General features: G+C 63.7%; 14 protein-coding genes. 3 read left to right on the top strand and 11 right to left on the bottom strand.

Annotated features, from left to right (window positions below):
* Position 1 precedes the first annotated feature (1 nt).
* From CK219_RS05890 to tagH, 5 genes are all read right to left on the bottom strand, one after another.
* On the bottom strand, positions 2 to 2,533 hold the full coding sequence (locus CK219_RS05890) for a serine/threonine-protein kinase (protein ID WP_095765831.1): 2,532 nt from the start codon (positions 2,531 to 2,533) through the stop codon (positions 2 to 4).
* Positions 2,530 to 3,309: a PP2C family serine/threonine-protein phosphatase gene (locus tag CK219_RS05885; protein WP_095765830.1), complete on the bottom strand. Its 780-nt coding sequence runs from the start codon at positions 3,307 to 3,309 to the stop codon at positions 2,530 to 2,532. The genes CK219_RS05890 and CK219_RS05885 overlap by 4 nt, the downstream gene beginning before the upstream one ends.
* Positions 3,310 to 3,426: 117 nt before the next feature.
* Complete coding sequence (gene tssM, locus CK219_RS05880; RefSeq protein WP_176476942.1) at positions 3,427 to 6,954, bottom strand: type VI secretion system membrane subunit TssM; 3,528 nt, start codon at positions 6,952 to 6,954, stop codon at positions 3,427 to 3,429.
* Positions 6,954 to 8,489 carry a type VI secretion system protein TssL, long form gene (gene tssL, locus CK219_RS05875; protein ID WP_095765828.1) on the bottom strand — a complete coding sequence of 512 codons (1,536 nt, stop codon included), beginning with the start codon at positions 8,487 to 8,489 and terminating at the stop codon, positions 6,954 to 6,956. Before tssL ends, tssM (CK219_RS05880) begins: the two co-directional genes overlap by 1 nt.
* Positions 8,490 to 8,785: 296 nt before the next feature.
* Entirely contained in the window at positions 8,786 to 9,865 is a 1,080-nt protein-coding gene (gene tagH, locus CK219_RS05870) for a type VI secretion system-associated FHA domain protein TagH (protein ID WP_095765827.1), read from the bottom strand.
* Positions 9,866 to 10,171: 306 nt separating this feature from the next.
* On the opposite strand from tagH, the gene tssI reads away from it, so the two are divergent.
* Genes tssI through CK219_RS05855 form a run of 3 tightly spaced genes read left to right on the top strand, consistent with a single transcriptional unit; the run spans position 10,172 to position 13,289 of the window.
* Entirely contained in the window at positions 10,172 to 12,496 is a 2,325-nt protein-coding gene (gene tssI / locus CK219_RS05865; RefSeq protein ID WP_095765826.1) for a type VI secretion system tip protein TssI/VgrG, read from the top strand.
* A gap of 8 nt (positions 12,497 to 12,504) precedes the next feature.
* Complete coding sequence (locus CK219_RS05860) at positions 12,505 to 12,945, top strand: DUF6484 domain-containing protein (protein WP_095765825.1); 441 nt, start codon at positions 12,505 to 12,507, stop codon at positions 12,943 to 12,945.
* Positions 12,945 to 13,289 (top strand): hypothetical protein, encoded by a 345-nt coding sequence (locus CK219_RS05855; protein WP_095765824.1) that lies wholly within the window; start codon positions 12,945 to 12,947, stop codon positions 13,287 to 13,289. The genes CK219_RS05860 and CK219_RS05855 overlap by 1 nt, the downstream gene beginning before the upstream one ends.
* 13 nt (positions 13,290 to 13,302) lie before the next feature.
* On the opposite strand, the gene CK219_RS05850 is transcribed toward CK219_RS05855, so the two are convergent.
* Genes CK219_RS05850 through tssM (CK219_RS05825) form a run of 6 tightly spaced genes read right to left on the bottom strand, consistent with a single transcriptional unit; the run spans position 13,303 to position 21,412 of the window.
* Positions 13,303 to 14,244, bottom strand: a complete 942-nt coding sequence (locus tag CK219_RS05850; protein ID WP_095765823.1) for a hypothetical protein — start codon at positions 14,242 to 14,244, stop codon at positions 13,303 to 13,305.
* Positions 14,232 to 15,224: a DUF4150 domain-containing protein gene (locus CK219_RS05845; RefSeq protein WP_224523552.1), complete on the bottom strand. Its 993-nt coding sequence runs from the start codon at positions 15,222 to 15,224 to the stop codon at positions 14,232 to 14,234. Before CK219_RS05845 ends, CK219_RS05850 begins: the two co-directional genes overlap by 13 nt.
* Positions 15,224 to 16,246 carry a 3-oxoacyl-ACP synthase gene (locus CK219_RS05840; RefSeq protein WP_095765821.1) on the bottom strand — a complete coding sequence of 341 codons (1,023 nt, stop codon included), beginning with the start codon at positions 16,244 to 16,246 and terminating at the stop codon, positions 15,224 to 15,226. Before CK219_RS05840 ends, CK219_RS05845 begins: the two co-directional genes overlap by 1 nt.
* Entirely contained in the window at positions 16,243 to 17,349 is a 1,107-nt protein-coding gene (locus tag CK219_RS05835) for a DUF2169 domain-containing protein (protein ID WP_095765820.1), read from the bottom strand. The genes CK219_RS05840 and CK219_RS05835 overlap by 4 nt, the downstream gene beginning before the upstream one ends.
* Positions 17,349 to 17,891 (bottom strand): type VI secretion system-associated protein TagF, encoded by a 543-nt coding sequence (tagF, locus tag CK219_RS05830; protein WP_095765819.1) that lies wholly within the window; start codon positions 17,889 to 17,891, stop codon positions 17,349 to 17,351. Before tagF ends, CK219_RS05835 begins: the two co-directional genes overlap by 1 nt.
* Complete coding sequence (tssM, locus tag CK219_RS05825) at positions 17,873 to 21,412, bottom strand: type VI secretion system membrane subunit TssM (protein WP_095765818.1); 3,540 nt, start codon at positions 21,410 to 21,412, stop codon at positions 17,873 to 17,875. The genes tagF and tssM (CK219_RS05825) overlap by 19 nt, the downstream gene beginning before the upstream one ends.

The raw sequence follows: 21,412 nt of genomic DNA, 5'->3' as shown, positions 1-21,412 counted from the left end.
GCTATCCGCCAAGCCGGAAATAGGTGGCCGTGGCGGAGAACTGCGATCCATCGGCCTCGATCTCCTCGAGGATCCTCGGCAAAAGCTCCGAGGCCGGCGTCGGTCTGGAGAACATGGCGGCCTGGATGTCCTTGGGGCCGGTGATCACCAGCATGATCTGCGGCACCGCCTTGCCGGCTGCTTTGTCGGCGGCAGCGAGACCGATCGGGATGTTGAAGGTCACCTTGTCGGTCTGCGGCACCATGCGGTCGTCGAGGTTGAAGGCGATGCCCTTGTGGTCGATCAGCATGATGTTCGAGACAAGCCCGCCGCCCGTATACAGCGCGCCGCTGACCGGCGATCCGTCGGGGACCGATGTCCGGTCGAGGACAAGCTGTGGCTTTGCAGCCGAGCTTCGGTCGAGGAAGCGAAGGAAAGTGGGCACGCCGCACTGCGGCGAGGTGATCAGGCGCACACTGATGTCCGGCTCGGCGTGAAACCTGGACTGGAAATCATTGAGCAATTGTTCGAAGGGCTGCACCGCCGTTGCGTATCCCTCGATCGTCGGGGTGGCGCCAGGTCCGGAAGTGACGTTCGCGTAAAAACAGCTGCCGCCGCTGAAATCACGCACCCAGGAGCGCTGGTCGTTCCACTTGATCATGTCGTCTTCCGCTGAAGGAAGCGCCGGCTTGGGCACATTGATGGCAACGTCGGTGTTGTCGGGCTGCTTGGCCGCCGGTGTCTGCGCTTGCTGCGCTGGTTGTGCCGGCGCGATCGGCGTTTCCGGCTGACTAGGTGTTGGGGTCTGCGCCTTCGGCTCAGCCGGCGGAGGCGTCGGCTGCGTCGATGCCTGGCTTTGCGAAGCTGGAGGTGGGGAAGCCGCCGGCTTGGGCAACTTGGAAAGCATCTCCACGAGCTCTTTTACGCTCGGCTTGGCCGCCGGCGGATTTGCCTCTTGCGCCGGCTTGTTCTCAGCCGCCTGGCTCGGTTCCGGCGTCTTGGCCGCCGGCGCGGTTGCAGGCTGCGCCGGCTTCTGGCTTTCCGCTGGCGCGGGAGCTGGCGCAGGCTTCGGCGATTGCGCCGCCGGCGGTTGCGCCGGTTTGGTCTCGACCTGTGGGAGATGCGGTTGGCTGTTGGCCTCGCTCTCCGGCTGAGTGGCAGGCCGGGCCGGCCTCTCGACGGGCGTCTTTGCCTCCGCATCGGGTTGGACAGGCGGCTTCGCCGTCTCGATGGTGGCGGCGCCGTCAGGCTTGGGCGCCTGCGGCTGAGCTGCGGCCGGTGCCTGCGTCTGAGGTTTCGGCGCCTCCGGTGGCTGCGCCTCGGCCACCGGCTTGGCGGCTTCGGCGACCGGCTTCGGCGTCAGTGGCTTGGGTGTTACCGTTGCCGGCGGGGGCGCCAGGACACCGCTGAAATAAACGCCGCCCCCAACCAGCACAGCGAGAGCTGCGACCCCGCCGGCGATGGCGGGCATGCGCGAAGTCTTTTTGGATGCGGCCGGTGCGGGCGCTCTGGCCGGGGCGGGTGCCGGCGCGGGCCGTGGCTCCGACAAATGCGCTGGGCGCACATGCTCGACGAAGCGCGGCTCGCCGGAAGGCGGCTGCGGTTTGGAATCCGGCAGCGCCGTCCAACCGGCGCGCGGCAGGCCGGAGCGTTCGCGTGCCCCAAACGACACCGGCGGCGGCAATGTCGCCTCGAGATCCTCGCCGCGCGAGGCCCTGGCAATCTCGGCCATGCTGGCCGGCCGGTCGCGCGGATCCGGCTGCAGCATGGCTTCGATCAGCTCGCGGAAATCGGGATCGATATCCGACAGGTCCGGCACCGCCCGGCGCTTTTCGATGACCTCATATTGCGACCCGCTCATGTCGAACGGCTTTCCGCGCAGCGCCGCCGCCAGCACCAGGCCGAGGCTGTAGATGTCGGACTGCTCGCTGACCTCGCCTCCATAGAGGCCGAGCTGTTCGGGCGAGACGTAATTGTATTTGCCGGCGAACTTTCCGCCGATCAGCGTTTCTCCGCCGACGGTGGCCGAACGGGCGATGCCGAAATCGATGATCTTGGCGCGCTCCACCCGACCGCCAGGCAGGATGATGTTGTCCGGCGAGAGGTCGCGGTGGACAGCGCCTGCCTGGTGCACCGCGGCGAGCCCCGAGGCGAGGCGATGGCAAAGCCGGCGCACATCATCCCCCGGCATCGGCCCGCGGCGCATGACGTCGAACAGCGACTGGCCGTCCACGAACTCCATCGCAAGATAGGGACGGCCGATCCCCGGATCGATGGTGAAGACGTGGTAGCGCACCACCGCGTCATGCGACAGATGATTGAGGATCGATGCTTCCTTGCGGAACAGCGACAGGATCGTCTGGTCGCGGGCGAATTCGGGCAGCACGATCTTGATCGCCACATGGTCGCCGGTCTGGATGTTGTGGCCGCGATAGACTTCGCCCATGCCGCCGGAAGCGATCCTCTCGTCGAGTTCGTAGATGCCGCTGAGCTGCGTGCCGACACCCGTGTAGGTGACGTTCGTCGACAGCCGTGTCTTGTCGTCGTCGCTCATCCGGCCAGGCCCTCTGCCGCGGACCGATCCGAATGGAGCGCGCCGCTCTGCCCGTCGCCGATCTTCACGAGCACGATGGTCACATTGTCGGTTCCGCCGCGCGCCAGCACGGTTTTCAAGAGGTTCTCGCATGCCGTCCGCGGCGTGGCGGATCTGACCGCGGCCTCGATCTCGGCGTCGCTGACATGCGCGGTCAATCCGTCGGTGCCCAGAACGAAGACATCGCCCGCCATCAGCTCGCCCTGCTGGAAATCGATCTCGAGCTCGTCGCTGACGCCGATCGCATGCGTGATCACGTTGCGGCGCGGCCAGACGCGCGCTTCCTCGGCGCTGATCATGCCGCGGTCGAGCAATTCCTGCACCTCGGTGTGATCCTTCGAAACCTGGAAGATCGAGCCGTTGCGGACGAGATAGATGCGGCTGTCGCCGGCCCACAGGCAGGCGAAGCGCCCATCCATGGCAAGCAGGGCCGCGAAAGTGGAGCCGATGGTGATGCCGCGCGAGCGCGATATGTTGCGGATCTCGGCATTGGCGCGGCTGAGCCTGTCCTCGAAGCGGGCACGAAGATCCGGCGCCGAGCTCGCAATTCCGATCGTCGCCAGATGGTCGACGATGCTGGCCGAGGCGACTTCGCCGGCCTCATGGCCGCCCATGCCGTCGGCCACCACCCACAGCCCTGTCTGCGGCTCGATGAGGTAATTGTCTTCGTTGTGGTCGCGCACGCAGCCCTTGTGGCTCGCGCCGAAGCTGTCGATGGGGAAGGCGACAGTGCTCAATTTGCCACCAAGCGCTCAGCAGGCGTCCTCTGTGACCAGCCATGGGCCGCGTGCCCAGGCCACTCTGCCACAAGCGTATGTATTAGAGTACCGAAATGAAGGCTGGGACCGACCATCTCAGAACGCCTTCGGACAGCTGAAGCCGGACAAGGCCGGCAGCAGCAACGGATTGGCGCCCGAGCCGGCCTGGATGGTGTAGGCGACATCGCGTCCGCCGATCACGAAGCGCGCTTCGGTGTTGGCGCCGTCGCCGGTGACGGTTGCTTTGTCGAAAAGCCGCTTCAATGCCCATGGTCCTTCAAATTTGAGCGCGGACTCCCGACCGGGCATTTCCGGCACGAGGCTGAGGCTCGCCGATCCGGAAGCGGCGCCGCTTGGCCATGTCACGATGCTCGGCGCGTTGCCGGCCTGGGCGCTCTGGACCGTCTGCCCGTCGACGTCGAGCAAAGCACTGTCGACTTCGCTGTTCAATGAGGTGGGCGTTATGGTGATCGACACCGAGGGCACCGAGCCACCGGAAGGGAAAAAGGCGCTGCGGATTTCCGCCGCCGACTGGAACGCCTTCAAGGTCGACTTGGCCAGGTCGCGGCTGGAACGGGCGTCCTGCTTCCAAGTCCACTCCTGGCCGGTCATGTCGATCAGCGGCGCGAGGTTCTGCGCGAAGAACCGGTCCATCAGGCCGCCAGGCGCGAACAGCTTGGTGAAATCCGCCATCGAGATCTCGTCGGTGCCGTCGCGTGTGAAGGGATAGCGGCCGTTGACTGCCTCCTCGCAGACGCGCGTCACCGTCTGGTCGAGGGTCTGGTTGAGGTTGGCGACGGAGGCCGCGGCGACATTGCCTTCGAGCTCGTCCGCCGCAGCGTTGACCATGCGCGCCAGCGGCTTGGGCAAGCGCGAGACATTGGCCCTTAGCGTCGAGATCTGCAGTTGCAGGTTGGCGTTGACGCGTTCGGTCTGCGTGGGGACATCGGCCGCGAGCTTCAAGCTCTGGAAGATGTCGTGGAAGTTCTGCGTCAGCGCATCGAGCGGCCGGCGCCCGGCGGCCCCGCCGACCAGCGCCTGGAACGAACGGAACTGCGCCTCGACGCTCGCGCCGGCATTCTGCACGACGGCCGAGCTAGCGCCGGCGCGGCTCTGCGACTTGCCGCCGGCGATCTGCAGGCCGATGCGGGCCAGCCCCTTGGCCATGCTGGCGGGGTCCTGCTGCGCCGTGCCGATATCGCCGTCGGCGCCGCTATCCTTCGTCAATGCGGTTTCATCGGCGATTGCGGTGAAGAGCTGGTCGAGCGGCGAGTCCGGCGCGGCGAGGGCGGAGAGCGCCAGATATTGCGGCTTGTCCTTCAGCATCGCCTTGAGCTTCAGCTGGTCGAGCACGCCGTTCCAGGCTGCGGCGAATTCCTTGCCGTAGCGGTCGATGAGCTCGGGACCGAGCCTGGGCAGGTCCTGGTCGATGCCGCCCTGTTCGCCGCCGCCGCCGAGCACCCATTGGTCGTCGACGAGCATCTGCGCGATGCGCGAGAGCTGCGGCAGGAAGAAGCGATTGAACCCGGCGCGCGTGTAAAGACCGGGGACCTGAAGATCGGCGAGCTCGCTGCCATCCGTGCGCTCGAACAGCAGCTGCGCTTCCGGACCGGCTTTCGCGGCGATGGAGAAATCCTGCAGCTTTGCTGCGTAGACCGCCGACTTGATCTGCGCCGAAGCGCGGTCGGCGAGGCTCATGCGTCCGAGCGAGCGCTGCGTGGCCTCGACCAGCGGCTGGTTGAGCGCGAAGGTCGGATCATAGGCGTCGTCAAGCGCAAGCATCGCGCGCAGATGCTTTTCGAGCTGCGCGCGGCCTTCGCGGTTGTTCTCGCCGGGGTAGCGGTTCTCTTCCCAGTCCTGCCTCATCCAGGAGACAATCAGCTCGTCGTCGACCTTCGGCGCCTTGCCGCCCAGCATCAGGTAGATCTTGAGCGGCTCGTAGAGCGCGATCGGATCGGCCATCCTGGCCTGGATCGTCCGTTCCGCCTGAACCAGCAGCCGCGAGCGGAAGGTCCGCTCCAGCGCTTGCCGATAGGCCGTCTTGGAGGCCGACAGCAGCCTCTCCCGCTGGCTGAGCCCGAACGTCTCCTCGATCGGCTTTCCCTGGTCGCTATTTTCGAACCCGGCCGGCAGGTTGCGCAGCTGGTCGAGCGGACCGATGACGTTTTCGAGGTCGACGTCCGTCACCGTGGTGCTCTTGAGCAGGCTATCGGCGCTGTCGCGATAATGCGCCATGGCTTGGCGTGTGGAAGCGATCAGCGCCTTGTTGGCGAAGAAGCTGAGGCCAAGCATGCCGAGCGTCGCCACTGCCGCCAGCGCGATCGCGGCCAGGCCGCCGAACCTGGCGAGCCTGATGCGGCGTTCGGCCGCCCGATCGAACGACACCCAGCCCGATTCCGGGAAGATCACATTGGCCAGCAGGTCGTGCAGGAAGAAGCTCTTGCCCGCGCCGGAAAGATGCGCTTGCGAGGCACTGCCGAAACTGCGCCCGATTGCGCCCAGCACCTGGTCGAAGGGCGTCCCTTCCTGCGTGCCCGAAGAGAAATAGAGCCCGCGCAGGCTGACATTGACCTGCGACCGCGAGGTATCGAACAGGCTGCCGACAAACTGCGTTATCCGGTTCTTCAGCGCGCCGAACTGGGCAGGGAAGCCGAACAGCGCGATCCGCGCCACCGGGTCTGGCTCTTCCTGCAGACGGTCGGCGACTTCTTCGGCGAGCCGCTTCGCCAGTTCGTCGAAGGCTGCGGGCGCCTCGCCGGCCATGTTTTTGGTGCGGTCGGCGGTCTGGAACGTCGCCCCCCATACCTTGCGCCTGCGCGCCTCATCGAAATCGCCGAAATAATCCATGAAGCTGCAGATGAGATCGGCCTTGGTGAAGAGCAGATAGACCGGGAACTGGACCTTCAGCGTCTCGTGCAGCTCGCGCAGGCGGCTCCTGATCTCGGTGACATGCGCATCGAGTTGCCGGTCGTCGAAGCCGATCAGGTCGGCAAGGCTGATGGCGAGGATCACGCCGTTGATCGGTTGCCTGGTGCGGTGCTTCTTGAGCAGTCCCAGGAAGGCGAGCCAGCTTGCCTTGTCGCGTTCGCGGTCCGATTCCTGCGTCGTATAGCGGCCGGCTGTGTCGATCAGCACCGCCTCGTCGGTGAACCACCAGTCGCAGCATCGCGTGCCACCGACGCCGGCCAGCGGCTGCACGCTGCCGGAGCCGGCAAGCGGGAACTTCAGCCCGGAATTGACCAGCGCCGTCGTCTTGCCGGCGCCTGGCGGGCCGATGATGATGTACCAAGGAATGTCATACAGGAAATTGCGCTTGCCGCTCGTCCGCTTCAGCGTCGCGATCGCTTCGCTCATGCGCGCTTCGAGCACCTGCGAATCGTCGTTGCGTTCGTCGCTGCGCACGATCGCCGTTTCGAGCGCCTTTTGCGCCTTGCGCCGCTGCCAGAAGCGGATCCCGTAGAACAGTGCGAGTGCCACGATGGTGACGCCGATGATGGTGGCCCTGAGCCACACAGGTCCAAGCGGGCGCGTATCGGCGAAGCGGATCAGCGGCCCGGCATACCAGACCGCCGCCGAAAAACCGGCAAGCGCAGCCAGGCTGAAGATCCGCAGCATCCAGCGCATCAGTTGCCGTTCTCCGCCGCCGCGCTCGCCTGCAGGGTCTCCTGTTTCGGGATCATCACGTCGACGCGGCGGTTCCTGGCGCGGCCGTCCGCCGTGCCGTTGTCGGCGATCGGTTCATCCTCGCCCCTGCCGTCGGCGCTCAGCCGCGACGGGTCCTTCAATTGCTTGGCCACCAATGCCTGGACAGCGTTGGCGCGAGCGATGGAAAGATCGAAATTCGATTTGAATGTGCTCGATTTCTTCGGCTTCACATTGTCGGTGTGGCCGATGATATTGATGGGCCCCGGTTCAGCATCGAGCGCCGTGGCGATGTCGGCGGCGACAGGCTGGAACTGCGGCTTCAGCTCCGCCTGGCCGGGCGCAAACAAAAGCTGGTTGTTGATCTCGACGACGATGAACTCGCCCTTCTCGCCGACGCTCAGTCCGCCGCCGGCGATCTCCTTGGCAAGTGCGGCGCGGATGCGGTCGATCTGGGTGGTGTCCGGAACCGCGGGCGGCGGCGGGCTGGCTTGCGCGGGCTCAATGGGCGCCGCCACGCTGGCGCGCTCGATGGTGACGGGCGTCGACGGGTTGAGCGCCAGCAATTCGCCGGCGGTCGCGTCGCCTTCGTCGGTGATAAGCACCCGCAGCCCGAAGAAGGTCGCTGTCACCAGCGTCGCCGCGGCGGCCGCTGCCGCCCAGAGCGGCAGCCGCGCCCTTGCCTTCGGCAGCGCCGCCGCCATGCCTTGCCAGCGTGGCGAGATGTCATCATTGGCGCGCGGCTTGAAGTAGCGCAGCGTGTCGTAGACGTCGCGCCGGACGCGTTCGAGCATGTTTCGTTCGCCCGTCAGCCCCCGATACTGGCCTTCGAAGCCCAGCGACAGGCACGCATGCATCAATTCGAGCAGGTCGTAATGTGCTTCCGGCTTGGCGAGAATCGTGTTCAACGCTCCATAGAAGCCCGTGCCCGTCGGTCGGGTGTGGAAGAACCGCGCCGCCAGGCTGTGCCGAAGCCAGCTGTCCTTGTCCGGCCAAGGTAGATTGCCGACGAGGTCGTCGGCGGTTTCGCAAAGGGCGAACTTGGCGATGCGTGCGTCTTCCTCGGCTACGCCGGCTTTGGCGATCGCGCGGTCGAAGGTCTCGATCGCATCGGCGATACGCTCCGCCAAGGGTGCGGCTTGCCGTTCGACCGGTATCAGCCGCAATTGGCCGAAGAGCATCAGCAGCGGCGCCGCCGCGGCAAGGATCGGATTTGTCGCGGCATATCTCACGCCCTCGGCGGCGGCGAGCAGGGCATCCTGCGGCAGCCCCGGCGTCGCATTGTCCACCGCTCCCGGGGCGGGCCCCTGAAACAGCACGGTTCCGGACGACCAACCGGTTGGCATCTGTCGGCCGCCGCCGGGGTCGAACACTGTCGCCTCGCGGGCAGGCGATGGAGCAGGACGTGCGCCTTCCGGGCCGGATCTCTCGGGACCCGCAAGCGGCTTCTGCTTCGGCCGCGGCGCGCGGATGACGGTTCTATCCGCCGGCCTGGAAGGATCGTCCTTTGAGCTCATCGGCGACGATCCACCGTCGAATTGCAATGAGCAGGTTTTGGCCCGGGGCAACGCGTTCCAGCCTGAGCCTCAGCGGCGGGCCGCACGGAAAGGCTCATCTCGCCGAAACATGACATTGCTGCACACGCCCCAAGCCACGCCGCTTTGCCCGCCGGGCAAGCGTCCTTGGGCATTCTAGTCGCCCGGATACCCAATTGAAACGGCCCGCCGATTGAAATCGGAGAGCAAGATGCTCGAAGGGGCGGCTTCTTCTATGAGACCCGTCACATACGGCCGGCGCGGTCCGTGCCGCGCAGCTATTTCTGCTTGTCGGCCTTGGCGTAGGCTTCGGCGAAATAGGCGAGGAAGACATCGAGCATGCCGTTCTCGTGCTTGTCTTCCATCGTCCGCCAGGTCGCGACAAGCGCATCCCAAGCCTGGCTCTTTCTGGACGAGAAGGACGCCGGCGGGATCTTTTTGGCGATCGCTTCCGGCGACAGGTCGTCAAGCAGCCTGGACAGCGCGGCCTGCATGGCGGCGTAGGTCGCGATCTCATGGGTCTTCAGGTCGCGGAACGCATCCTCGACGCTGCGCCTCGCATCGAGATAGCCGGCCCTGCGCCTGGCGAACATGATCTCCAATATGTCGTCGGTGCCCGGCACGAATTTCAGCGGGTTGTTGTCCTCGGCGCCGATCATCGTGCGGTGCGCGCTCTTGGCGAGCACCTTTGCCGCCGCGCGCGCCTTGAGCAGCAGGGATAGCTGCTCGACCGTGGTCCTCAGCACGGAGCCGATCTCGGCCGCGACATCGTACGGGTCGCGGGACTGCAGCAATTCAGGCGCGATGCCCGCCGCCCTGGCAATCTCCCGCAGCATCGCGTCCGCTTCCGCCGGCCGATTGGCCGGGGCCGCCGGACCGGGCTGCAGGGCCGACGATCTGGAGACTGGCGCCGTCCCAGTCGGGCGCTGTTCCGCCGGACTAAAGAACGGCTCATGGCTGGGAACCGACGGCCCGCCGGGCGAGGGCGGCAGCTCGCGCTGCGTCGATCCCGTCCTGGTCTGCGGATGTCCGGTCGCGGCCCGTTCGTCTTCGATTGAAACGCCGACGACATAGCGGCCGATCAGCAGCCGGTCGCCCTGGGCCAGCCGATGCGGTCCGCTCATGCGCTGGCTGGACCCGTTGACGAAAGTGCCGTTGCGCGAGACATCGTAGAGCCAGAATGAACCCGCCTGGTAGCGGACCTCACAGTGCCGGCCCGAAATGAACTTGTCCGGGTCCGACAGTGTCCAGTCGCAATTCTCGCGGCCGATCTCGAAGCTGCGGTCGCGGGCGGCATAGCTGGCGGCGGTGCCGGCCGGCAGCCTGTCGACATTGCTGATCTGGAGCGAGATGAACATCCGGAAGAGTCGCCCAACTTGGTCAACAAATGCTTATTTCCGCGCAATTCCAGGCGGAAACGCCAACGCACCTTTCCTGGAATTGCCTTGGCATTCTAGCAGCTTGCGAGCGCGGCGGGAGAGCTGCGTTTCACACCGGCGCACGGGGCGGTTTAGCCACAGCTGTTATTTGGCCGCCGCCAAACATGTGCTAGGCTGAAAGCGGTCCGGTGCGGTGGGCGTGAAAAGTTCCCGAACGTGATGCGGTTAACATAGCGGGGGCTTCAATCCATCATACTGGCGGCCGCGTCCAGGAGGGGCACGACCATGCCGAACGAACGCGCCACGGTTGTGCAGACGCCGGCTGGCGCCGACCTGACCTTCACCCATCTCATCGGCCGCGATGAGATCAGCCGCTGTTTTGCCTATACGGTCGGCTTCGTCTCGAAGAACCGCGACATCGACCCGTTGAAGATGCTGGGCGGCGTCGTTTCGGTCGAGGGCGAATCCGATCCGAAGCGCTGGTTCAGCGGCCTCGTGTCGGATTTCAAGCTGACCCGCATCGAGGACCGGCTGGCCTTCTACGAGGCGACCGTCAGGCCATGGCCCTGGTTTCTCGGCAACACCACCGATTGCCGCATTTTCCAGAACATGACAGCGGTGGAGATCGTCGAGAAGATATTCTCGAAATACGGCATCGCCAAATTCGAGAAGCGGCTGCAGGGGTCCTATCCCCAGCGCGAATATTGCGTCCAGTACGACGAGAGCGATCTCGATTTCGTGCAGCGGCTGCTCGAGCACGAAGGCATCTTCTATTTCTTCGAGCATGACGAGGGCAAGCACACGCTCATCCTCTGCGATGCGATGAGCAAGCTGAAGCCGGCGCCCGGTTACGAGAAGGTGCTTTACAATTTCGAGGGCCAGGCCTCGCGGCGTGATGTCGAATACATCACCGAATGGATACCCGGCAGCGCGGTGCGCCCGGGCGCCTATGCCCATACGGATTATGATTTTGAGAAGCCCGGCGCCGATCTGATGGCGAAATCCGCCCAGCCTTTCGCCCACAAGGAGGCTTCGGGTGAGAACTATCGCCAGCCCGGCGCGCATCTCGATGTCGGGCGCGGCGACAAGATCGCCGGGATCCGCCGCGAGGAGCTTCAGGCCGTGCACCAGCACAGCACGGCGGTTGGCACGGTGCGCGGCCTTTTTTCCGGCTGCAAGTTCACGCTTGAAAGCTTTCCGCGCGACGACCAGAACCAGGACTATCTGGTGGTCAGCGCCGAATATCGCCTGTTCGACCCGGGCTACCGGACCCAGAACGAGGCCCACAGCGAGAATTTCAAGGTGGTGCTCGGCGTTGCCCCCACCAAACTGCCCTACCGCCCGGCGCGCATCACGCCGCGGCCGATCATGCGCGGCCCGCAGACGGCGACCGTCGTCGGCCCTTCGGGCGAGGAGATCTTCACCGACAAATATGCGCGGGTGAAAGTGCAGTTCCATTGGGACCGGCTCGGCAAGAAGGACCAGAACTCTTCCTGTTTCGTGCGCGTCTCGCAGACCTGGGCCGGCAGCAACTGGGGCTTCATCCAGATCCCTCGCATCGGCCAGGAGGTCATCGTCGATTTCATCGAAGGCGATCCGGACCTGCCGATCATCACCGGCCGCGTCTACAACGCGTCGCAGATGCCGCCCTATGGATTGCCGGGCAACGCCACGCAATCCGGCTGGAAGTCGAATTCCTCGAAAGGCGGCGGCGGTTACAACGAGCTGATGTTCGAGGACAAGGCCGGCTCCGAGCTGGTCAACTTCCAGGCCCAGAAGGATCACCACCTGCTGATCAAGCACGACCGCAACAAGACGGTCCAGCACGACCAGTCCGACCGCATCGACCACGACGCCAAACATTCCGTCGGCCACAACCTCGACGAGGACGTCGGCAACAACAAGACGGTCAAGATCGGCGTCGACCAGACGACGAATATCGGGTCGAACGACACCGAGACGGTGGGCAAGAACAGGTCGCTGACGGTGATGGCAAACGAGACGATTCACGTCGTTTCGAATTCGACGGAGAACATCGACGCGAACCACTCGCAGACGGTGGGGCTAGTGCAGACGGTCACGGTGGGCGCGGCGCGTGTGGATACGGTGGGGGCCGCCGAGGCGAGGACCGTAGGTGCGTCTCAGACCAATACGATCGGGGCGTCAAGGAGCGTGACGGTGGGAACTGGGCAGAGCCACAGTATCGGGGCAGGTGACAGTTGGAACATCGGGGCCGATCAGGGGGTGCAGATCGGTGGCGCCCAGACAGTGAAGATCGCGAAGGACCAGAGTGGCGATATCGGCGGCGCTCGCTCGACCAAGGTCGCCAAGGATGATGCGACAGATGTCGGCGGTGCGAGTTCCGTAAAGGTTGCCAAGAGCAGTTCCCTAGAGGTTGGCGACGATGGATTGATCAACGTCGGAAAGGAACTCATCATCGAGGCCGGCAATTCGATTATCATAAAGACCGGCTCGGCGGCGATCGCCATGAAGAAGGATGGCACGATCACGATCGAAGGCAAAGACATCACGATCAAGGGATCGGGCAAGATCAACGTCAAGGCATCGAGCGACATCACCATGAAGGGCTCCAAGATCAATCAGAACTGAGGTACGCAATGTCAGAGGTGATGAGCCGCATTGATGGAGTGGTGATCGGGCTGTTCCTTGGCTTTGACGACGCTCGCCCCTTGGTAGTGTTTCCTGGCAATCCTAAGGAAGCGGCTTTGCCTGCTCGCAGCCTGGCGGAATTGTCATCCGGCATGATCGGGTCGGAGATAGCTCTGCTGTTCGAGAATGGCGATCCGTTGAAACCGCTTATCGTGGGACGAATTGTCGACCCTGCCAGGAAGACAGCCGAAGGTAATCAAACCGATCATCATGTCGTTCGCGACGGCGAGACTGTGAAGATTAGTGCTGGCGAGCGGCTGGAACTGAGATGCGGCAAGTCGGTCATTATCATGGAAAAGGACGGCCACCTAACGATTCGGGGTACGTACCTGGTCAGCCATGCGAGTGCCACCAACCGTATCCGGGGCGGGTCGGTGAATCTGAATTGATGGCAAAACCGCCGGTCCTTGAAAATATCGTGCGCCAGCATGCAGAGATGGCCGCCTTTCTGTGGGCTGTCTATGACTGGCATCTGCTCAATCCGGACCAAAACCCGGATATGGACGAGGTTCGAATGGGTCGTCTTGTCGAGCGTCTGGATGCACACCTCGACGGCTTGCGCATTGCTGGTGAAATCGGCAGGCGAATCGCCGAGGAACGCCTCCGAGAATTTCCAGAGGCAGGGGAACTGTTCGTCGTCCGGATGCTATCGACAGAAAAACTCATTCGGATCGCGGAACTGGACCTTAACAGAGTGCGAACCTATCTGGCGCAGAACATGCCAAGTAAGTGATTTCATCGGGCCGTTACGTGATGAACGACGTGTCGAAGGGGTCGGCTCGGTAACCGTTGCGGTAGGAGATCTCGATGCCGCGCCAACTAGCGCCGTCAAACTGGAATATGTATTCGCCGCAAACGGCGGTTAGCCATTCACCGTTGTTGAGACGATAGGTGTAGCCAAGATTTGCCACTTGCTCGGAAGTGCTGTCGACAAGGCGGTGAATCCCGAAGTCGGAATCCGCGAAATAGATGCTTCCCTTGAAGGCGCAGATCGACAAGATATCGCCCTCGATCTCGGTATCGAAAAGAGTGAACTCGCTGCCGGTCAGGGAGCCCGCAACGCCTCTGTCTCCCGCTACGAGGACACGCTCGTTTTCGACGAGAAGGCACCGGAAATCTGTACCGACCCCGACATCGACGACGTCCCAATTTCTCCCATTCGCCTTGATGAGAAGCCCATTGCCGCCGGCCGCATAGAGCCTGTCGGGCGAAATCCCATGCATGGCAAAAAGCCGGTCCGGACTGCTGAATGAATCCAGTGTCCACTGGGATACCCCATCAAACCGAAAAATCTGCCCTTCATCACCAAAAACGAAGTCCGTCGTGCCTCCCAGCGAATATGCATCCAGCAGGAACTTTGACTTTAGAATGTAGGTCTCCCAATCCGCCGCCCGGCGCAGCCTTACGATGCCCCCGGTCTCAAGCAGAATGTCGACCATTCTTTCCCGGGAATGGAAGGCCATGGAGAATTCATCGAATACGCGCTCGACCTCCACGGTAAGGGACGCCATGGATATTTTGAGAATGGCGAGTTCACCGACTTCCTCGTGCACGTCCGACAATTGGCAGGCGACCCGGAGATAATCTCGCCCTTGCTCGTAAGCATTTAGAGCATTTATTGACTGCATATCCGGTGGCAGGTCGGTAACTCGTCTATGCGCACGATCTTTTGCCATCATCTCGCCCACAATCTTTCCGGATCAGAATTCACTTCCCAAGCAATTGGCTGTTGAGCTGCCTTCGCCGCCGAATTTTTCTTGTCCTTGGATTTTACTGCGCGATCAAGATATTCCATAAATGCCGCTCTTAGGCACTCCTGAATATCGTTCTGAGCTTTTGGCTTTGGCTTGGCATTCTTGGCTCTTGGGTCATTGTCGACCACCGCCTTCGTGCATTCATCGATCATTTCACTGAGCGTTGGAGTGGTGGTACGCTTTCTGATCGCGTCATTGCATTGTTTTGTTTTTAGGTTATGTGGAGAGCCGGCCTTGCTGCCGCCTCCCTTCCGACGGAATCCGCCGTTTGGTCCCTTGGCGTACGATTCCATACAGATGCAGGGCGCGTCATTGACGTTGTAGTTCTCAAATTGCGTCGCCGTCTGTTCCCCACGTTCCCACTGCAGATACTCGTTTTGGACGAAATGTTCAGACTCGTAGCCGTGTGGACAATCCTCATCGCCATGACGATGCAACTCGAAATCTGCGAGAATCGTTTCGCAATCCAACATGTTCGGTGAGAATTTGCAGATCTCGGGCCATGGCGGCGTGTTCGGGCCGGGGCTGGCATGATTGTGCGTAGCAATATCCGAAAAACGGATCACCGGCTCGCCTTCGAATTTCACATCCGGCGACCACATGTTGAAATATTTCTTGCCGGTGTTCTGCGAGGTGATAATGCCCTTTTTGGGGGCGCAACCCGCTTCCGTCCCGGAGGTCCGTTTCTCATCTGACTTGTTCTTGATGTTGACTTCCTCGCCGGCGATCTTGACGGTGCCGGTGCCATTCTCGGTGTCGGACGCCATGCCGAACGACGGGTAGGGGATCGGCACCCCGGGCGGTGTGGCCGGCGTTTGCGGCGGGGTGAAGCACACGTCCGGAAAGGCCGCAATTGTTTGGGCGTTTACCGCCTTCCCGGAAATCTCTAGATAGTTGGCGAAGACGTTGGACATTATGCGGCCCTCGCGGCGACGAGTGCCGCGCCGCACGATCCGTCGTCGCCGGAGGCCTCGATCAAAACCGGATTACCGGCGGCGTAGCCTTTCCGAGCTGCAGTGAATGCCATGCCGATCATGATTGGTACGACGGCCGCGCCGACATTGCCAAGCGACTCTGCCGGGCTCCACAGATCCTGAAAACCGGTGGAATTGCGCTCAAGCCGCAAACTGGCCAACGCCGTCTGCTTGAACCAGTGCTTCTCCCCGATCAGGTCGGATATTCGGTAGCCGACCCGGTTCATCTCGATGCCGCATTCGTCCAGCGCGCCTCGGTAGGCTGAGGTCATGCCATCGCCCCGGAGTGGCAAATCGCGCGGATTGTAGATGGACGCCAACTCGTGAGCGAGTCCCAGACCGAACAGCGAAAAATTGTTGTTGGCAGCGCTCGTGCATAACACTGCAGCGGCTGCTTCTCCCGGAATAAACCCGTTGGCGTTGGTGGCCGTCAGTAGCCGGTCATGGGTCAGATAGTGATTGACCGTCAAGGTCGAGAGGTAGCTGTCGACGCCGGCGATCATGACGCTTGAGGCCGTACCTGATGCGATCAGCTTACGTGCATGATCTAATGCCACATGCCCCGAGGGTCGCCCATGCGCAACAATGCGTGAAGCTTCATGCAGCTCAGACTCCAAAACCTGACTAATCGTTCGCATCAGCCGTGAGCCGTCTAGGATCGGTACGCCGGCTCGGCCTTCCTCCGCGATGCACAGCAGTAAAGGGGTTTGACTTCTTACTTTCTCGAATCCTTCGAAAGCCTCATTGATCGCGCCCGCGGCCAGGTGCACCAGACGCTTCTCGCCGATCCAGTTCCGCGGCAATTGCACAGGGGCACCGACGAGCCATTCGCCCTTGGGACCAAGAAAACGCGTCTCTTGAAACCCATCCACCCGCGCCCGCATCGCCGCGCAGCTCGACGGAGCGTCAAGACCGACCGCTGTCACCATGCCGATTGAGACGATGTTCAGGCCGACGCTCATGCGGCTTCGTCTTCCTCAAAACGGAGTGGGATTGGAAAACCGCGGATATAGCGCTTGCCGGTGGCGCGGGCGCGCAGCATCCCGCGTGTCGGCGGACCGATCCAGCATTCCGAAAAATCGAGGATTGTGCGCTGGAGGCGCTGCTGCACCCGCCAGACCAATGAGAACCGCCGCTTCTCCGGATCGAATAGCATCGTGTCTGGGAGAAGTTCACCCTCGAACACTTTTCCGCGACCTTTGAACAGCGTCAGCGGCAGTGCCGTGTTGGGCAGCCGGAAGCTCACGCGCCCCTCAGGCGTCAGATTGACTAACACCACGTCCTCGCCGCCACGCGGGTGATCGATCTGCTGTTCGGGTGGCGCCATCTGGAAATAGCGCTCATCGAAATCCTCGGGCAGAAAAGGGAAGACATTGTCGATCCAGTTCTGGTCGTAGGTGCCGCCATATTCAATGCGGCCAGGCCAGCCGCGGCCCATCGGCCCGAAGCTCATCGGCTTGTAGTCGCCGAAGGGTGAACGGATCTCTTCACCAACGGCCTGCGTGTTCGGCAGCCGCAGGCCAGGAATGAGACGCTGGTTCCTTGTGCGCGACCAGCCGGTGCCGACCGGATTGTGTTTGTAGCTGGCTGGCAGCTTGTCCTCCGGATCCAGCCGGTCGACGCCACCCCAGGCGACGTTGTAGGAGATCGGCAGTTTCAGGAAGGGCTGCGGCGCCGTTGCAGTGAACACGGGCCCGATAGCACGCCATTCGCGGTGGCCGACGACTTCGAACAGCTTCGACCAGTTGCCGACTTTGATGCCGACCCCCACGCGCTCGGCCGGGCGCCCTCCCGGCGCATAGGCGCAGCCATTGGCGATGACATCGCAGCGCGGCTTGCGGAAGGCGAAATCCGTCTCCCACAGCGTCGCCGAATAGCCCGGCACGCCGGTGTGCGTGTCGGCCATCACCAGCGGCACCTGCTCGGCCGATTTCTGCACCAGTCCGCCCGGCTTCGTCGGAAAATCGAAGGTGCCCTTCACCACCACGACCAGCCACTCGTGGCCGGCCTTGTCCATACCCATGGTGAACTGGTGCGGATAGCCCATCTGGTTCCAGATCTGCATCAGCTGGTCTCCCAACTCGCGGCGAAGATCTGCTCGAGCGTCGGCTGCGGCGCTTGCGGATCGACATCGAAAATGTCCGTATGCGCTGTCCACATCACGAGGTCGACGATGATATCTCCATCCCTGTCAACAGATGGCGCAGGCAGGACTGTCAGGGCGGCTTCCAGCTCATCGGGCACCAACTCCCCCCGTTGCGCCGCGAAGGCTGCGCCCTCGATGCCGCCGAACCAGCCATCAGAATAGGCCAGCTTCAACGGCGCCTCCTGCAGCCTTGCGAGGACGCTCAATGGAAATTGCCGGCCCACCCGGTCGGCGCTTTGCAGCACGATACCCGCCGCGGCGCCGAAGGAACCGGGGCCGCTAAGGAACCGCAGCGCCGTGTTCTGCGGCCAGGTTTCCACCCCGAACAGCGGCACGATGTGCTGCGCCAGCCACCGGTCCCATATGCGCACGAAATCGCCCGGCAGCCGCCGCGTCACGAAATCGCCGGCGGCAGGCATCTTGCCATAGAAGCCGGGCAGGATCAGATCTGCGGCGGACATGTGAACTTCTTGAACATTTCGAGCGTGTATGGGTTCTCGACGCTGGCCGCCTTGAGCTCGAAATCGGCCCACATTCCCTTGGTGCCGAGCCGCAGGCTGTAGACATCGGTGAGCTTGGTCGCGGTGAAGCGGCCGCCGCGCAGCATCCTCAGCCACGCCCAGCTGCCGGTTTCGTTGAGCATCACCTCGGGCGAGCCGTCGACCGGCTGGAAGGCCAGCGAGATCACGCCGGTGCCGTCCTTGCCGGGCCACGTCATCGGCTGCGGCCTCGTCGCGTTGTTGTAGTAGACGAGGTTCTGGCCATCGAGATTGAGCGTCACCCGCGCCACGTTGGGCGACAGGTCCTTCGGCTCCAGCGTGAAATTCATTACGGGACCGGTGCCGCCGGGGAACAGATCGTCGCGAATGTGGCGCGCCTGCTCGAACGCGGCGAGCGCCGCCGGGTCGAGGCCGAAATCGGCCCGCCATTTCCACGGCTCGCTGGCGGTGTCGACATAGTTGATCAGATGGTCGTTGGTGAAGGCATCGATGAGCCCGGTCGGCCCGAACAGGCGCTGGAAATCGCGCACATTGACGTCGACCGCGCTGTCGGGGCTGAACGGATAGCGGTTGTTGAGCGCGGCCTGGCAGAACGGCAGGATGTCCGCCCGCCAGATGGCGTTGAGCTCATTGGTGACGGCCTTCTGCGACAGGCCGCTTGTGTCGCCGGCAATGCCGCCCAGCCAGTCGTTGATCGGCGAGGGCAGGATCTGCGCCTGTCTCGCGACCGCGCCTGTCAGTTCGGCAAGCCCGCCCTGCTTCTTGATGGCGTCCTGCGGATCGGGATTGGCGGTCACCGTCTGCAGCACATTGGACAGCGCCGTCAGCGCCACGACGGCGGCGTCGAGCGCCGGCGGCTGGCCGTCGACCTGGGCGATCGTGCCCTTGAGCGGCTTGAAATGCTCGGCCACCAGGCTGCCGGTCATGTCGACCTGGTCGGCCGAGCCCGCGCGGGGCAGCAATTTCGCTCCCGTCTTCACCACCTTGCCCAATTTGCCGAGCTTGCTCAAAAGCTTCGAGCCGGTCTTGGCAGCGCCGCTCTTGTCGTCGGCCGGCGCCTCGTCGGAACGGGTCAGGTCGGTCTCCTGTACCACCGCGGTCAGCAGGCGCTTCAGTGCCGAGTCGGCGCTGGACAGGTCCTTGAGGTTCTCGCTGGCGACGTTGAGATCGGTCAGCGGCGCCAGCCGCATGTCGCGCAGGAAACTGTCCCACTGCGCGATATAGTCGTCGTAATAGAGCTTCAATATGTCTTCCGACAGCGCCGAGACCGACGTCTCCGAATTCTCCGAACAGCCGCCGGCAAACACCGCGCGGTCGAGCGCCGCCTGCCCGGCGACATCCTCGACCCGGTCGAGGATCGCGTCGTGGAAGCCGGCATAGGTATAAGGGCCCGGCACACCGACGCGCAGCGTCTTGTCGGAGCGGCGCGCGAACACCTTGGCGCCGTTCGGTCCGGCGAAATTGGCCGGCACCCATTCCTTGACCGCCGCCACTTCCGGGTCGGCCAGGAGCTGCTTGTAGGCGCGCTCCGGAAGCGAGATCGTGCACACCGTCTTCAGCGCCTCGGCGACCAGCTCCTTGTCCGGCGCGATGTAGCTGTCGTCGACGGCCATGCGGCGGATCGCGGCAAGCTGGTGCACTTCTGCGTCCGCGGTTGGGAAGGGGGCGGCAGGCGCAAATTGCGGCAGGCTGTTCACCCACCAGTTCTGCACGAAATCGGTATCCATCTGCGACAGGCCGGTCATCATGCGGTAGGTCTTCAGCGCGCCGAGCATGAAATCCGGATCGCGGATCTGCCGCCACATGGTGGCCTCCAGAAGCGCGACCATATGTGGCTCCAGCACATTGCGCAGCGCATGGTCGTAGGTATCGGTCTGCGCGCGCACCAGCTCGGCCGAGGCGGTCGGACCGAGCAGGTTGTGGATCGCATCCGGCGCCGCGATCCGGGCCGTCGCCACCGCGTCCATCGCCGCCAGCGCGCCGTCCATGGTCGGCTGCTCGACCGCGGCCGGCATCGCCGCGACGTCCGTAAGCGGCGCCTGCAGCGCCTCGAATTGGCCGGCCTGTTCGGCGATCGCATTGCGGTTGTCGAGATAGGACCAGGCGAACAGTCCGCCGGCGAGCAGGGCGGCGAGCGCACAGGCGGCGGCAGCTCCGCGCCAGATCCAGGCGCGGCGGCGCTGCGCCAGCGGATCGAATGTGCCGAGGCCGGCTTCCTTGAAGATCACTTCGGTGAGCAGATTCCTGAGGAAGAAGCTGCGTTTCTCGACGCGCGCCGCCGGCATGGCGCGGCGCGGCGGCAGCCCGAAGGATGACGACAGCGCCGCGGTCAGCCGGTCGATCGGCGCGCCTTCCTGCGTCGCCGAGGTCAGATAGAGGCCGCGCAGCCAGGCGGCCTCCTCATAGCGGCTCTCGCCGAACATCGCCTCGACCAGCACCTGGATCGGCTCCGACAGGCTGGCTAGCTGCGCCGGGAAACGGAAGATTTCGGCGCGCTGGCCGAGCTTGTCCTCGTCCTCCAGCCGCGGCACCAGCCGCCGCTCCAGTTCGGCGGCAAGCCTGGCGAGTTCCGTCTGGATCGTGCCGGCGTTGACGCGGGCATCGAGCGGGAAAGTGGTTCCCCACACCTGCTCGCGCGCCGTGGTCGACAAGCCGCCGAAGAACGCTTCGAACCCTTTGATCAGATCGGCCTTGGTCAGCATCAGGTAGACAGGAAGACGGATCTCCAGCCGGTCGTTCAGCTCCGCCAGCCGGCGGCGGATCTTTCTGCCATGCGCCTTGATCGCGTCGTCGCCCTCCGACAGCGTGTCGATCGATAGCGCCACGATCACCCCGTTGAGCGCGCGCCGGCCTCGGTGCTTCTTTAGAAGGTCGAGGAAGCCCAGCCACTCCGCCGCGTCGACATCCGGCTGGCTTTCCTGCTGGACGTAGCGGCCCGCTGTGTCGATCAGCACCGCGTTCTCGGAGAAGAACCAGTCGCAATTGCGCGTGCCGCCGACGCCCTGCAGGTCGTCCGTGAGGTCGATCGGGAAATTGAGGCCGGACTGGCGCAGCGCCGTGGTCTTGCCGGTGGCCGGCGGACCGACGATCACATACCAGGGCATCTCGCGCAGGAATTTCCTGCCGCCGAGCTTGCGGCGCTTCAGCTCCGCCATCACCTCGCCGAACTTGGCGCCGACGGCGGCCACGCTTTCCTCGCCGGGCGTAAGCTGCTTTTCGGCGACCGGCGCCGCGATCTCGGCGACGAACATGCGGTTGGCGCGGATTGCGCGGCGCTGCGCGACGATCAGCCAGATCAGCCACAGGATGATCAGCCCGGCGATGATGGCTATGCGCACATTGTCGGATTCGAACGGCGCGTAAGGGCCGACCTGCACGATCGGGCCGAACACCCAGATCAGCAGCGAAAGCAGCGCGATGCCGATCAGCGTCCAGAGAAAACGCGAGGTGATGACGGCCCAGAGGAAGCGCAGGATGAACAT

The organism is Mesorhizobium sp. WSM4313 (assembly GCF_002294725.1).
GTDB lineage: Bacteria > Pseudomonadota > Alphaproteobacteria > Rhizobiales > Rhizobiaceae > Mesorhizobium.
The sequence above is the reverse complement of the archived record's forward strand: the minus strand, read 5'-3'. Positions and strand labels throughout refer to the sequence as shown.

Excerpts from the sequence above, each read along its gene's own strand:
- CK219_RS05890 (WP_095765831.1), bottom strand. The coding sequence starts at position 2,533 with ATGAGCGACGACGACAAGACACGGCTGTCGACGAACGTCACCTACACG.
- tssM (WP_176476942.1), bottom strand. The coding sequence starts at position 6,954 with ATGCGCTGGATGCTGCGGATCTTCAGCCTGGCTGCGCTTGCCGGTTTT.
- tssL (WP_095765828.1), bottom strand. The coding sequence starts at position 8,489 with ATGAGCTCAAAGGACGATCCTTCCAGGCCGGCGGATAGAACCGTCATC.
- tagH (WP_095765827.1), bottom strand. The coding sequence starts at position 9,865 with ATGTTCATCTCGCTCCAGATCAGCAATGTCGACAGGCTGCCGGCCGGC.
- tssI (WP_095765826.1), top strand. The coding sequence starts at position 10,172 with ATGCCGAACGAACGCGCCACGGTTGTGCAGACGCCGGCTGGCGCCGAC.
- CK219_RS05860 (WP_095765825.1), top strand. The coding sequence starts at position 12,505 with ATGTCAGAGGTGATGAGCCGCATTGATGGAGTGGTGATCGGGCTGTTC.
- CK219_RS05855 (WP_095765824.1), top strand. The coding sequence starts at position 12,945 with ATGGCAAAACCGCCGGTCCTTGAAAATATCGTGCGCCAGCATGCAGAG.
- CK219_RS05845 (WP_224523552.1), bottom strand. The coding sequence starts at position 15,224 with ATGTCCAACGTCTTCGCCAACTATCTAGAGATTTCCGGGAAGGCGGTA.
- CK219_RS05840 (WP_095765821.1), bottom strand. The coding sequence starts at position 16,246 with ATGAGCGTCGGCCTGAACATCGTCTCAATCGGCATGGTGACAGCGGTC.
- CK219_RS05835 (WP_095765820.1), bottom strand. The coding sequence starts at position 17,349 with ATGCAGATCTGGAACCAGATGGGCTATCCGCACCAGTTCACCATGGGT.
- tagF (WP_095765819.1), bottom strand. The coding sequence starts at position 17,891 with ATGTCCGCCGCAGATCTGATCCTGCCCGGCTTCTATGGCAAGATGCCT.
- tssM (WP_095765818.1), bottom strand. The coding sequence starts at position 21,412 with ATGTTCATCCTGCGCTTCCTCTGGGCCGTCATCACCTCGCGTTTTCTC.